Origin of the sequence: Rhodococcus oxybenzonivorans (genome assembly GCF_003130705.1) — a bacterium.
In the GTDB taxonomy this organism is placed as follows: Bacteria; Actinomycetota; Actinomycetes; order Mycobacteriales; family Mycobacteriaceae; genus Rhodococcus_F; species Rhodococcus_F oxybenzonivorans.
Genome location: NZ_CP021354.1, coordinates 6,069,266 through 6,081,816, shown reverse-complemented (window position 1 = coordinate 6,081,816; position 12,551 = coordinate 6,069,266). Strand labels below are relative to the sequence as shown.

Annotated in this window: 13 protein-coding genes; 1 reads left to right on the top strand and 12 read right to left on the bottom strand. The window is 64.5% G+C overall.

What is annotated here, in order from left to right; all coding sequences use genetic code 11:
• Positions 1–22: 22 nt before the first annotated feature.
• From CBI38_RS28130 to CBI38_RS28095, 8 genes are all read right to left on the bottom strand, one after another.
• Positions 23–1,039, bottom strand: coding sequence for an Rv3169 family protein (locus CBI38_RS28130; protein ID WP_109334121.1), 1,017 nt, complete (start codon positions 1,037–1,039; stop codon positions 23–25).
• A complete protein-coding gene (locus CBI38_RS28125) occupies positions 1,036–2,328 on the bottom strand; it encodes an MFS transporter (RefSeq protein WP_109334119.1) in 1,293 nt (430 codons plus the stop codon). The genes CBI38_RS28130 and CBI38_RS28125 overlap by 4 nt, the downstream gene beginning before the upstream one ends.
• Before the next feature lie 309 nt (positions 2,329–2,637).
• On the bottom strand, positions 2,638–3,348 hold the full coding sequence (locus CBI38_RS28120) for an SDR family oxidoreductase (RefSeq protein ID WP_109334117.1): 711 nt from the start codon (positions 3,346–3,348) through the stop codon (positions 2,638–2,640).
• Complete coding sequence (locus CBI38_RS28115; protein WP_109334116.1) at positions 3,345–4,667, bottom strand: PucR family transcriptional regulator; 1,323 nt, start codon at positions 4,665–4,667, stop codon at positions 3,345–3,347. The genes CBI38_RS28120 and CBI38_RS28115 overlap by 4 nt, the downstream gene beginning before the upstream one ends.
• A 22-nt stretch (positions 4,668–4,689) precedes the next feature.
• The gene (locus CBI38_RS28110; protein ID WP_109334114.1) at positions 4,690–5,610 is read right to left on the bottom strand and encodes an LLM class flavin-dependent oxidoreductase; all 921 of its coding nucleotides are present in this window, start codon (positions 5,608–5,610) and stop codon (positions 4,690–4,692) included.
• Positions 5,611–5,684: 74 nt separating this feature from the next.
• Positions 5,685–6,701: a 4-hydroxy-2-oxovalerate aldolase gene (gene dmpG / locus CBI38_RS28105; RefSeq protein ID WP_109334112.1), complete on the bottom strand. Its 1,017-nt coding sequence runs from the start codon at positions 6,699–6,701 to the stop codon at positions 5,685–5,687.
• Entirely contained in the window at positions 6,698–7,669 is a 972-nt protein-coding gene (locus tag CBI38_RS28100; RefSeq protein WP_109334110.1) for an acetaldehyde dehydrogenase (acetylating), read from the bottom strand. The genes dmpG and CBI38_RS28100 overlap by 4 nt, the downstream gene beginning before the upstream one ends.
• Complete coding sequence (locus CBI38_RS28095) at positions 7,666–8,499, bottom strand: 2-keto-4-pentenoate hydratase (protein ID WP_109334109.1); 834 nt, start codon at positions 8,497–8,499, stop codon at positions 7,666–7,668. The genes CBI38_RS28100 and CBI38_RS28095 overlap by 4 nt, the downstream gene beginning before the upstream one ends.
• 89 nt (positions 8,500–8,588) lie before the next feature.
• Between CBI38_RS28095 and CBI38_RS28090 the strand changes: the two genes are divergently transcribed.
• Positions 8,589–9,374 carry an IclR family transcriptional regulator gene (locus CBI38_RS28090; protein WP_109334107.1) on the top strand — a complete coding sequence of 262 codons (786 nt, stop codon included), beginning with the start codon at positions 8,589–8,591 and terminating at the stop codon, positions 9,372–9,374.
• 60 nt (positions 9,375–9,434) lie between these two features.
• On the opposite strand, the gene CBI38_RS28085 is transcribed toward CBI38_RS28090, so the two are convergent.
• From CBI38_RS28085 to CBI38_RS28070, 4 genes are all read right to left on the bottom strand, one after another.
• Positions 9,435–10,214, bottom strand: a complete 780-nt coding sequence (locus CBI38_RS28085; protein ID WP_109334105.1) for an SDR family NAD(P)-dependent oxidoreductase — start codon at positions 10,212–10,214, stop codon at positions 9,435–9,437.
• A gap of 42 nt (positions 10,215–10,256) precedes the next feature.
• The gene (locus CBI38_RS28080; RefSeq protein ID WP_109334103.1) at positions 10,257–10,592 is read right to left on the bottom strand and encodes a non-heme iron oxygenase ferredoxin subunit; all 336 of its coding nucleotides are present in this window, start codon (positions 10,590–10,592) and stop codon (positions 10,257–10,259) included.
• A gap of 66 nt (positions 10,593–10,658) precedes the next feature.
• A complete protein-coding gene (locus CBI38_RS28075; RefSeq protein ID WP_109334101.1) occupies positions 10,659–11,162 on the bottom strand; it encodes an aromatic-ring-hydroxylating dioxygenase subunit beta in 504 nt (167 codons plus the stop codon).
• Positions 11,163–11,211: 49 nt separating this feature from the next.
• Positions 11,212–12,525, bottom strand: a complete 1,314-nt coding sequence (locus tag CBI38_RS28070) for an aromatic ring-hydroxylating oxygenase subunit alpha (protein ID WP_109334099.1) — start codon at positions 12,523–12,525, stop codon at positions 11,212–11,214.
• Positions 12,526–12,551 lie beyond the last annotated feature (26 nt).

Here is a 12,551-nt window from a genome sequence, read left to right as displayed (position 1 = left end):
AGGGGCAGTGGCCGGAGTGAGGTCAGCGCCTCAGCGTGAGGTGGTAGGTGTACGACGACGATCGCGACAGGGCGAACTCGAAGATTCCGTAGCCGGTTTCCCCGTTCCACCCGAACGTGCAGCAACGGTCGGTGAGGGCGGAGTCGAGAGTCTTCGGGCCCACGGTTCCATCGAGGGGGTAGACGTCGAACTCTTCGTGGTCGCGACCACGAACCTTGCCGTGATGGCCACCGTAGCCGCCGCCCGCCATGTAGCCGCCGCCGGCCGAGGCGTCCGAATCGATGCGGTAGGTTGCGCCGCCGGCAGTCGCGACCTCCACCGTGCCACTGGCGAGGTCGTTGCCCGCGGTGAACACCAGGTCGTGCCGGACGTCGGTGATGTCGTCGAGTCGTCCGTCGTCGTGCATGACGGCGCCCTCCAATAGGATTCGTCCGCCTTGGCGGTCCTCGACCAGCAAGAATCCGAACGTGCGGTCCGGGAACTGGGCCTGGTACCAGATATGTAGACCCTGGCCCCCGGACATCGTGCGTACCCCGCGAGACCGGTCCCGCAGTCCGTACCAGCCCCCGACGTCGGTGGTGGTTCCGTCCAGCGTGAGCGTGCCCTCGTAGCGACCGGGCTGGAACAGGTGATCGAAGGAGGTGACGTTCCCGTCGGTGTTCTCCACGTCCACCGACCCGAGCCAATACGGTGCGCGAGCCTGCCACAGCACATCGAGTTCAAGTCCGGTCTTGTTCTCGCCGAGTTGGATTCGCCAGGTGCGATTGTCGTCGACCGTGTCCCATCTCAGTGGTCCGACGGAGGCGCCGTCGGTCTCGGAGTGTTCGGTGGAGTAGCGGAGATTGCGCTGCTCGGTCCCGGTGGTGAGGACGACGAAACCGTCCACGACGTTGCGGGGTGGGTAGACCCCGGCGCCGAGGATCACGGACGGCGCGGTATCTCCGTCCGGGTGGAGGTTGAACATGAACCGGTCGAAGAATTTCTCCGGCATGTCCTCGGTGGCGCGAGTCACCAAGGCGTCGTGAAATCCGTCGGTCATACGTGCTCCTTTTCTTCGACGGTGACATTGTCGGCGCCGATCTCGCGATGGTCCAGGGTGAAGCGGTACGAACCCATCATCAGCAGGCAGGCGATGGCGATTCCGACCAGCACGATGATCGGCAGCGCGCCGGCACTGTAGGAACCGGTGGCGCTGTACACCTGTCCGAGCAGGAAGATGCCGACCGCCGAACCCTGCGCGTAGAGCAAGTAGATGAATCCCAGCACGCGGCCGTAGGAGTGCTTGGGGAAGTATCGGCTCACCATGTAGGCGGCGAGATCACCCTCGGAACCCAGGCCCAGGCCGATCAGAGCCGCGCCGACGAACAGCAGGCCGGTCTGCGACGACGTGATCATGAAGAAGACCCCGACCCCGCACAGCGCGAAGATGATCGAGCCGATGGCAGGGGCGTAGAACCGGTCGAGCAGGTAGCCCACCAACAGTCGTGCAGCGATCGACGCCAGGCTCAGAACGGACAGAATGGAGACCGCAGTCCCCTGGCTGATGCCCTTGTCGGTGGTCATGGGCACGATCTGGGACATCAGGCCGAATGTTGCGGAGGAGACGAGGAAGATCGCGACGGACAGCAGCCAGAATTGCCGGTACTTCCTCGCCACGGTGAGTAGCGATTCTCCGGCCATCCGCCCCTCTGAACGCGCCGCTTTACGCTCGGCTTCGTGTTCGGCTGGCATCCGGGTGACGAAAGCGTAGACCGAGGCCGGGATCACCGTGCAGAGGGCGCCGATGACCAGGAACGCCATACGCCAGCCGCCGAACCCGAGCACCCAGTTGGCCAGATACGGCATGAGCACCCCGCACGAGCCGAGGCCGGCCATGAGAATGCCCAGCGCCATACCGCGACGGTCCTGGAACCACGCGCTCACCACGGTCGAGTGTGCCACCGGATTCACGGCGCCAGCGCCGGCGCCGATCACCACGCAGAGCAGGTAGAACACGAGCTGGTTGTTCGGCAGGACGGACATCAGCATCAAACCGATTCCGAATGCCAGCGACATCGGAACCGACGGGATCTTGGGACCGTACCGGTCGACGAGGAAGCCCAAGATGACGATGCTGATACCCACGAACACCGTTTCGATGGACAGACCGTTGCTGATGACGCTTCGTTCCCAGCCGAATTCCTCGGTCATCGGCTTGCCGAGGATGTTGAACAAGACATTCACCGCGGTCGTGCCGAACAACAGAGTCAGAAAGCCCGTCACTACATACCACCAGCGGTTCAGATGCCGCGTGGGCGCCTGCAACCCAGTCGTGCCGACTGCGCTCATGGAAGCTCCTGTCTATTGATATCGGTAGTTGGGGGCGGCGATGCCGCGCAGGGGATCCACGGGGAGTGGTATCCGTCACAGATAACACCATATGGACAGTCCAAAGTAAAGGACAGTCCAAAAAGGGTTACGTACGTCGGTAGTGGGAGTCGGACACCGTGCTCGCGATATAGCGCAACTGAAGGTCAAGTCCATGAAGCGTCCTCCTAGTCGGGATCCGATGTGTCGGACGGTAGAGAGCGTCTGGACGCACGGCGAGGGGCACGGTGCACGGCACTGTTGATTTCTCCAGTGCGCTCGCTGGGACTGTCAGTGCTGCGCCACCGAGGAGGTAACCGTGCGGGTGTTGAGACCGTCACCTGCATCGACGGTGAGGAACTGGCCGGTGACGCTGCGGGCGGTGGGGGAGGCGAAAAACGCGACGGCGTCGGCGATGTCGGCTGGGTCGACGAATCCGTTGGGCATCGACGCGAGCCAGGCATCCTGGATGTCTTGCGGCATGGACAGGATCCCGGAACTGGCGGTCATTCCGGGCAGGACGGCGTTGGCGGTGATGCCCAGGGCGACGTTCTCGGCCGCAACCGTTTTGACCAGACCAAGCAACCCTGCCTTGGCGGTGCTGTACGACACCTGAGCCGGCATGCCCTGCGTGCCTGCGGTACTGGAGATGACGACGATGCGGCCGTACCGACGTTCACGCATTCCCGGTAGGCATTGCTGGAGCACTCGGAAGGTCCCCGTGAGGTTGACGTCGAGATCCTTCCGCCACTTGTCGATCGACATACTGTGTGCGGCCCCGAACATCGTCGTCAGACCCGCATTGGCCACGTAGATGTCGATGTCGTCGAGGGGCGGTAGTTCGTCGGTGGACATGTCGGCCTGGTACGTGCACCCGGGTGCACGGTCGAGCGTGACCACTTCCATCCCGTCGGCCTCGAGCCGGGCGACGATGGCTTTGCCGATTCCACCTTCACGTGCCGCACCGGTCACCAGTGCTTTGCGGCGTTTCGGGTCGGTCATGCGGATCTCCGTTCGACGGGAAGTGGCACCGCGTCTTCCTTCGTTTCGACGCGACGACTTTCCCTGTGTAGCGACGGATGATCGCGTAGTCGTAGGACGAGTAGTGCTGTGTAGATGCTCAATTGATGGGTCGCATCGCTGGTGACGTCGAGGCCGGTGAGGGCATGCACTCGCGACAACCGGAGGCGGACCGTGTTCTCGTGCACCTTCAAGCGGGTAGCCGTGCGGCGCACGCTGCGATTTTCCTCGAACCAGACGGCAAGTGTGCGAATCAATTCAGTTGAGGCCGCATCATCACCCAAGAGGGGACCGAGCATGTCGTCGATGAAATGCCGGATCGCCGACACTTCACCGTTCGCCAGGAAAAGTCGAGCGGGTCCCAGATCGTCGACGGCCAGTACCCGGTGGCCGGTTCCGTCGGTGAAACGGTCGATGCAGCGCACTACCTCGCGCGCCTCCCGGTATGCGCGGACCAACGCGTCGGGTTCGTATACGGACGACACCCCAGCGGTCAGCCCCCCTGCCGGGCTCAATTCGGTGGCCGCCCTCTCGCGGGTCGACGTGATGAGCCCGACGAGACTAGGGGACGCGACATATGGGGGCGCCCCGATAAGCAGGAGAATTCCTTCCGATCCGCGAGTCGAGAGCACCTCCAGGTCGAGTGCGCGCTCGGTGTACTCGGCGACGGACCGGTCGAAATCTGGCGGTGTTCGATCGGATTTGCGGATGTAGGCCAGGGAGCGGCGGGCGTGGACGTTGACGCCGAGGTATTCGGCGCCGGCCGCGAGATCTTTCCAGGCGCCGGAGCCCCGGACGAGTTGCCGGGCGAGGTTCGATTTTGCGTTCCAGGCGACTCGCGTAATGCGGCGCTGGGTCAGGAGCTGCGCTCCGATGCGGCGGGCGCAGCGCAGGGTGACGTAGTCGTCCGTGGCATGAAACGGCGTGGGCTGTTCGTCGACGACCAACCATCCGAGGTGTTCGGCACGTTCGACGATCGCGCTGAGGATCTTCCGCCGCGACAACCCGGTGCCGAGTTCCGCACGCAACAGCACGGGGTCGGCACTGGCCGGGGTGGCGGTGTGTTCCCGCAGGATGTCGCGTAGTGAGGGAAAGACGGTCTGCCCGCTGCCCTCCGGCCACGTGGACGCGACGATGTGCCCCTGCCGGTCGAAAAGGGTTACCGCTTTGCCAGTGGCGTCCGAACAGACTCGGACGATCGCCGAAAGGCAGTCGACCGCGACCGCGGCGTCGTCGAGAAGCTCATCGAAAACACTGAGCGGTAGATGTTTACGGCCGTTTCGCTCATCGGGGGTGGACATCGGCGTCCTCAATTCTGCCCGGTCAGCTGTGATGGCCGAGCAGTAGTGCACGGACCGCGGCCGTGTGCTCGATCGCCGCTTCCATCGAGGTGGCTGCCGGGACCAGGGTGATGTTGTCGGCACCGGCCTCGACGAACGAGTTCAGCCACTCGGCCACTTGCTCGGGTGTTCCGGAGGGTGCCAGGTGACGGAACTTGTCGCGCGGCAACTGATACAACGCCTGCATCTTCTCGCCCACCAGACGATCCGCAACATCGGCGTCGGTGTCGAGTCCACACCAGACGTTCACGCCGAACGAGTCGGGAGCGCGGTTCTCCCGCGCGGCGGCGTCGAGGATCGCGGTACGTGTCTCGGAGAACCGCCTCGGTGTGCAGAAGATTCCGAGCCAGCCGTCGCCGTAGCGGGCGGTGCGGCGAATGGCGGATTCACCTCGGCCGCCAATGAGGATCGGAACGGCGGGCCGCGGCGCCGGTAAGATTCGTGCCTGGTCGAGGGTAAAGAACTCACCGTGATGGGTGACCTCCTCACCGGTGAGGACAGCACGCAGAACCTCGAGGGTCTCGTCGAGCCGACGGCCGCGGGTGCTGGGGTCGACCCCGCTGTTCGAAATCTCGGATCGGTCCTCACCGCCGACGCCGGCACCGACGACCAACCGTCCGGGCGCGATCTGCGAGAGCGTCGCGATCTGGCGGGCGGCGAGCATCGGGTGCCGCAGGCCGAGCAGGTAGACACCGATGATCACCGAAAGAGTGTCGTGGCTGGACAGGACGGTCGTGGCCGACACCATGCCGTCGAACCCGGTACCGCCGTGGAAGCTGATGTGGTCACCGACGGTGATGTGGTCGAGCCCGGCTTCGGCCGCGGAGTCGAGAAGAAGCCTCCGATCTACGGGTTTCGGGACGAGAAGTGCATCAGTGACCGACAACCCCACTCTGATCGACACGCTGATCTCCTCTCATGCGAATGGACTGACCATAATCAAGTCGCGTCGCCTCTGGCAAGGGGGGTGGAGGACGGTCATCGTCCCTGAGCCGTCAAGTCGAGGGCGATGTCGGTGATCATGTCTTCCTGTCCGCCGACGAGTCCGCGTTTGCCGACTTCGAGGAGGATGGTGCGCACGTCGATGCCGTATTGCTTCGAGGCGGTTTCGGCGTGGCGGAGGAAGCTGGAGTAGACGCCGGCGTAGCCGAGGGTGAGGGTTTCTCGGTCCACGCGCACGGGCCGGTCTTGCAGGGGTCGGACGAGGTCGTCGGCGGCGTCTTGGAGGGCGAACAGGTCGCAGCCGTGCGTCCAGTTTTGGAGGTTGGCGACGGCGATGAATGGTTCGATCGGGCAGTTGCCGGCGCCGGCGCCGTGCCCGGCGAGGGACGCGTCGACGCGGGTGACGCCTTCTTCGACGGCGATCACGCTGTTGGCGACGGACAGTGAGAGGTTTTCGTGGGCGTGGATACCGATCTGGGTGCCGGGGTCGAGAATGTTCCGGTAGGCGCGGACCCTGTCGCGGACACCGTCCATGGTGAGTCGGCCTCCGGAGTCGGTGACGTACACGCAGTGCGCCCCATACGATTCCATCAACTTGGCCTGCTTGGCGAGGTCGTCGGCGGGGGCCATGTGACTCATCATCAAGAATCCGGAGACGTCCATGCCGAGCTCGCGGGCCTTGGCGATGTGCTGGGCGGACACATCTGCCTCGGTGCAGTGCGTGGCGATCCGGATGGAGCGCACCCCGAGTTGGTAGGCGTGTTCGAGTTCGGCGATGCTGCCGATGCCGGGTATCAGCAGCGTGGTCAGGGTGGCGTGGGTCAGATTGTCGGCGGCCGCCTCGATCCATTCCCAGTCGGTGTTCGAGCCGGGCCCGTAGTTGAGGGAGCCTCCGGCGAGACCGTCGCCGTGGGCGACCTCGATCGCGTCGACACCGGCGGCGTCGAGGGCGGCAACAATCGCTCCGACGTCGTCGGGGGTGATGCGGTGCCGGACCGCGTGCATGCCGTCGCGGAGCGTGACGTCCTGAATGTAGAGCTGGGGGGTGGTCACGAGTTTGCCTCCGCGGGAATGGTGTTCTGGATGCGTCGGGCGATGGACTCGGCGGTGCGCAGGGCCGCGGAGGTCATGATGTCGAGGTTGCCGGCGTAGGCGGGCAGGTAGTGGGCGGCGCCCTCGACCTCGAGGAAGATCGACACCTTCGTGGTGACCGGACCGCCGCCGTCGCGCAGCAGGGTATGCACGGGTTCGCCGTCGGGGATGGGGGTGAACTGGACGTCCTGCTTGAGCCGATAGCCGGGGACGTATTCGGCGACCCGGGCGGCCATCTCGGTGACGGACGCGCGGATCGCGTCGTGGTCGGCGTCGCCGATCAGGGCGAAGACGGTGTCGCGCATCAGCAGGGGCGGTTCGGCGGGGTTGAGGATGATCACGGCCTTGCCGCGGGCGGCGCCGCCGACCTGTTCGATGGCGTGGGAGGTGGTTTCGGTGAATTCGTCGATGTTCGCCCTTGTACCGGGGCCGGCGGATTTGGAGGCGATGGACGCGACGATCTCGGCGTAGGCGACGGGGGTGACCGCGGAGATGGCGGCGACCATGGGGATGGTGGCCTGGCCGCCGCAGGTGACCATGTTGACGTTGTCGACGCCGGAGTCGAGGTGCTGCTCGAGGTTGACCGGGGGAACGACGAACGGGCCGATCGCGGCGGGGGTGAGGTCGACGAGCTTCTTCCCGTAGGGGGCGAGGGCGGCGGCGTTGGCCTGGTGGGCTTTGGCGGAGGTGGCGTCGAAGATGATGGCGATGTCGGCGAAGTTGTCGAGGGCGATCAGGCCGTCGACGCCGTCGGCGGTGGTGGGCACGTTCAGTCGGGTGGCGCGGGCGAGTCCGTCGGAAGTCGGGTCGATGCCGACCATTGCGCCCATCTCGAGGGTGTCGGAGTTGCGGATGACCTTGATCATCAGGTCGGTGCCGATGTTGCCGGATCCGATGATCGCGACCTTGATCTTGGGGGTGTCGGTCATGAGTTGTCCTTAGGGAAGGGGATTGGCACGGTCGAGAAGGTGGCGGTCACGGTGCCGAGGCTGGTCAGATCGGCGCGGATGGTGGTACCCGGCGGGGTGGGGACCATGGGGCCGAGGGCCCCGGAGAGGATGACCTGTCCGGCGCGCAGGGGCTGACCGTAGTCGCGGGCGTTGCGGGCGAGCCAGGAGAGCGCTTCGAGGGGGTCACCGAGGCACGCGGCACCGGTGCCCTTGGAGGCAAGTTCACCATTCTTGTAGAGCCGCATCGCGACATCGCGGGGCTCGAATTCGTCCAGCGTGAGCCATTTCTCGCCGAGGACGTAGAGTCCGGAGGAGCCGTTGTCGGCGACGGTGTCGGTGATGGTGATGTCCCAGTCGGCGATGCGGGAGTCGACGATCTCCAACGCTGCAGCGGCGCGGGCGACGGCGGCCCGGACCTGTGTGATGTCGAGGTCGCCGTCGACGAGGTCGGCGCCGAGTTCGAAGGCGATCTCGGCCTCGGCCTTCGGCTGCAGCAACCGGCTACTCGGTACCTCGGGTAGGCCGGTGACGTCCATGTCTGCGAACAGCACACCGAAATCCGGTTGGTTCACCCCGAGTTGTTGTTGCACGGCGGGGGAGGTGAGGCCGATCTTCCGGCCGGTGATGGTGCCGCCGGCGGCTACCCGGTCATCGGCCAACCGCTGCTGGACCGCGTAGGCGGCGTCGATATCGGTGACTCCGAGTAGGTCCCGCACGGGTGCGCACGGTCGGGTGGTTGCGGCCGCAAGGCGGGCGGCTGCGGCCAGGATCGACGAACTTCGTTGAGTGGTGGGCGTGCTAGCTGACATCAATGTCCTCCGATTGCTTTTCGCTCGTGGGGGATGCGGACGGCGCGTGTGGCTTGTACTGTGCCGGGCCGGGTGGTGATACTCAACGAATGAGTCCCGTAGAACGGAACACTTCGCCGCCCGGTGGCGAGCCGACGTCGGTGGTCCGGCGGATGTCGGATCTGTTCGCCGCATTCGGGCCCACCGACACCGCGCTGGGTGTGAACGAACTGACCCGGCGGACCGGGATACCGAAGGCGACGGTGTCGCGGTTGGTGAAGGAGATGGAAGGCGTCGGGTTTCTCGAACGTCGGGGTGTCAAGGTGGTGCTCGGTCTGCGGCTGTTCGAACTCGGCGAACGGGCCTCACGGCGCCGGTCGGTACGCGAGGTGGCGCTGCCGTTCCTCGCCGATCTGCGGGAGGCGACGCGGCAGACCGTGCATCTGGCCATCCTCGACGGCACCGAGGTGGTCTACGTCGAGATCCTGCCGGGACGGGACGCACCGTGGCTGCCGTCCGGCGTGGGTAGCCGTTTACCCGCGCACGCCACGGGGGTGGGCAAAGCCCTGCTCGCCGGATCGCCGCCGCAGATGATCGCCGAGGTGCTCGCGGCCGGCCTGGTCCAGGTGGGTCCACGCACCATCACCACGCCCGGACCCCTGGTGCGGCAGCTGCGCCGCATAGCCTCGAGCGGCATCGCCTACGAGCACGAGGAATCCGCACCGGGCGTGGCCTGCGTGGCGAGCGTCATCCGCATTGACGACGGTCCACCGGTGGCCGCCGTCTCCGCGTCCGGATGGATCGGCAAGGTCGATATCCGGCGTGTAGGTCCCGCCGTCCATACCACCGCCCTGAGCATTACCCGTGCGCTCACCGACGCCAGGGATCGAGAATAGGGCGGCGACGCACTTACCTTGGCCCTCCCGGCTGCGGTTCGAGAGCACGTCCAAACTGCGTCACAGCATGGAACTGCCACCGTTCACGCTGATCACCTGACCCGTCACGTAGGACGCTTCTTCGGACGCGACGAAGGCGACTGTGGCCGCTACTTCTTCGACCGTTCCTGGACGATCCATCGGGATGAGGTTGCGCATCTGGGCACCGAATATCGCCATGTCGTCTTTCACCTCGGCCGGTGCGGAGGCCAACTTGGCGGCGGCCTCCGGCGTCTCGATCCACGCCGGAGCGACCGTGTTGACGGTGATTCCGTAATCCGCGAACTCACGCGCGAGTCCGGTTCCGAATGCATGAACTCCACCCTTCGCGGCGTTGTAAATTGCGTGCCGGTACAGACCGTTGCGTACGGATTCGGCTCCTATGTGCACGATTCGGCCGTAACCGGCGTCCACCATGTGGGGTAGTGCCTCGAGCGTGGTGTACAGGGTCGTCCAGAGGTTGCGGTCGATGGTGGCCCGTAAGGTTTCCTCGGTGTGGTCGAACGTGGGAAGGATGACGCCGCCGCCCGCGCAGTTCACCAGCACGTCTATCGCGCCACGTTCGGTGACTGTCCGCCGGATGAGGTCGGCGGCATCCTCTCGCTGGGAGAGGTCTCCGACCACGGTGGTCACCGACGCCGCGCCCGGCCGAAGGTGTTCGGCCACCGCCTCTATTGCGTCCGCACTGAGGTCTCCGAGGACGAGATCGGCACCCTCATCCGCCAATCGCACGGCGATGGCGCGACCGATGCCGCTGCCTGCACCGGTGACAACCGCGGTCCGGCTTTTGAACCTGTTCATGTGTGGTACTACCTTCCGCTGGAATACGCTGCGCGACGGTGTTCAGTCTTCGTTCGGCGCTATGTACACCCGGCCGTCGGTTACGACGGTTCGGTACTTCTTCAGTGCGAGAACCGCGGGAAAGCACAGGGGTGCTCCGGTGCGGACGTCGAACCGGGCCATGTGGAGTGTGCAGAGCACTTCGTGCCCCTCGAGTTCGCCCTCTTCGCCGAGCGACCACTTCTCGTGACTACAGGAGTCGGATGTGGCATAAAATTCGCCGTCGACGCGATACACGGCGATCCCACCGTCGGCGTCCAAGCGTAGAGTTTCACCGTCAGCCAGATCCTGCTCGTTGCACGCGAAGATCAGTGCTTCGGTTGACGTTTCTGGTGCCATGGTCGGCCCTCTCGTAAAGCGCGATGCGGAATCGCCTATTTGTCGGCGGTGCGAATCGTGGATCGTTCAGATGATGAAGCTGATTTTGCCCTGGGGGTCGAGCATGTCGTGAGCCAGGACGGCTCGTTTTCGACGGATCAGGAACGACGAGTTCCCGGGTATGAGTTCGTAGTCGTACCGGCCGACGTAGGTGTCGAACTTGCCCGATTTTGCGCGGTTGATGATGAAATTAGCAGTGACGGCGATCATTTCGTCCGTCTCTGCAAGGATCCGCACGTTGCCGACGATTCGACTGGTCTGCGAATGGGGAAACTCGGCGTGCGCCTCCGGCTTCTTGAGCCGAATCACCCTCTGCTCGAGCATGGTGCGACCATCGTGGATGAGCGACCACGTGAGACCGGGGTCCGCGTGCGGCCGGTCCGTGGCCGGAACCTCGTACGTGCAGTCGAGGGTGAACAGGTCGAGCCACTCCTCGAGTCGCCATTCGTCGATCAGGCCGGCTTCGTGGAACAGGAATTCCTCGACGGCGTTACGCGTCGTGATGGTTGGTGTCTCTGACACGGAAGTCATTAGGGTGTCCTTCTGGGGTGACTGGCGGATAGGCGCTTATCGAACGAGGTCAGGCATCGACGTCCTGCTTGTCGAAGGGAACGAACGACGTGCCCTCGGTGGGGAGTTGCTGTCCGGTGATTCGCCTGTTCCATTCTCGCCACCACGAACGCATCTGCAGCTCGTCGTTTGCCGCTGGGACGGGCTTGCCCATACCTTTCGACACGTCGGACCAGCCGACTTCGCCGCGTGCACCGAACCCCTTCTGGGCCTGTTCGAGAGCCTCGACATCGTCTGGGGTCGCGAGCCCCGCCGGTCCCCAGAAGGTGAGTGCATTGTTGATGCGGTATTTGACGAACTCCTCGTCGACACCCTTGGGGATGATCTGCCAGCCGGTCACAAGGGTTTCCGATGGGCTCACCGGGTAGAACGTGCGCAGCGTCAATCCGAAGCTGAGATCGATCAGGATGAGGCTGGGGAAGAACACCGAGTTTCGTGCCAGGCCGAACATCGCGGTGGCGTAGTTCTCACCGAAGGTCTGCTCGGCCTGTGCTCGAAGGTTGGCGAGGGTCTGCTTGACACTGTCGGTCGCCAGAGGGAGTCCGTTGGCCGGGTACATCAATGTGGCATGCCCGTTCGGGAATTCGGTGCCCATGCCGGCCGGCGCCACACCGTTGACGGTTTCCTTACCCAGCATCGGGGGTGTGGCACCCAGTTCCATCATCATTTCGAAGTAGGTGTGGTGGACGGATTTGGCGTGATATCCGTCGATGCTGTTCTCGACGAGGAGCTTCCAGTTGGCCTTCAGCGAGTACTTGTGGGTTCCCTCCAGGATTGCGACGCCTTCGGGGGACTGATCGGCTGCCAGATCGATGAAGTAGCGCGCTTCGCCGAGGAACGTCAGCAGATCAGGCGCGTCGGGATCGAAGTTCACGAAGTAGAGCCCGCGGTAGCTGTCCACCTGTGCCGGGGACTGTAGACCCTTGTACACCGCTGCCGGCTCGCTCTTGTAATCCTCGTTACCGGGCACGTTGACCAACTCGCCCGAGTTTCGGTACGCCCAGCCGTGGTAGAAGCAGGTGAAAATTTTGGCGTTACCCGAACTGTGCCGGCAGACGGACGATCCCCTGTGCAGGCAGGTGTTGAGCAGCACCCGAACATCACCATGGCGGTCGCGGTTGAAGATCACCGGCCGGCCGCCGACGTCCCGGGTCTGGAAGTCGTTCTTGCCGGGAATTTCGGACTCGTGTCCGACGTACAGCCACGTCTTGTCGAAGATCTCTTTTCGCTCGCGCTGCAGCACCTCCTCGGAAGTGAAGGCTTCACGGTTGACCCGGAAAAGGTTGTTCTCACGGTCGTCGATGATGAATTGCTCTGCGGTCATGGAGATGATCCGTTCTGATGAGTGCG

Bases quoted from the DNA above. Each gene is read 5' to 3' on its own strand.
- CBI38_RS28075 (WP_109334101.1), bottom strand. From the start codon at position 11,162: ATGACTTCCGTGTCAGAGACACCAACCATCACGACGCGTAACGCCGTC.
- CBI38_RS28090 (WP_109334107.1), top strand. From the start codon at position 8,589: ATGAGTCCCGTAGAACGGAACACTTCGCCGCCCGGTGGCGAGCCGACG.
- CBI38_RS28080 (WP_109334103.1), bottom strand. From the start codon at position 10,592: ATGGCACCAGAAACGTCAACCGAAGCACTGATCTTCGCGTGCAACGAG.
- CBI38_RS28070 (WP_109334099.1), bottom strand. From the start codon at position 12,525: ATGACCGCAGAGCAATTCATCATCGACGACCGTGAGAACAACCTTTTC.
- CBI38_RS28100 (WP_109334110.1), bottom strand. From the start codon at position 7,669: ATGACCGACACCCCCAAGATCAAGGTCGCGATCATCGGATCCGGCAAC.
- CBI38_RS28120 (WP_109334117.1), bottom strand. From the start codon at position 3,348: ATGACCGACCCGAAACGCCGCAAAGCACTGGTGACCGGTGCGGCACGT.
- CBI38_RS28085 (WP_109334105.1), bottom strand. From the start codon at position 10,214: ATGAACAGGTTCAAAAGCCGGACCGCGGTTGTCACCGGTGCAGGCAGC.
- CBI38_RS28115 (WP_109334116.1), bottom strand. From the start codon at position 4,667: ATGTCCACCCCCGATGAGCGAAACGGCCGTAAACATCTACCGCTCAGT.
- CBI38_RS28130 (WP_109334121.1), bottom strand. From the start codon at position 1,039: ATGACCGACGGATTTCACGACGCCTTGGTGACTCGCGCCACCGAGGAC.
- CBI38_RS28095 (WP_109334109.1), bottom strand. From the start codon at position 8,499: ATGTCAGCTAGCACGCCCACCACTCAACGAAGTTCGTCGATCCTGGCC.
- CBI38_RS28125 (WP_109334119.1), bottom strand. From the start codon at position 2,328: ATGAGCGCAGTCGGCACGACTGGGTTGCAGGCGCCCACGCGGCATCTG.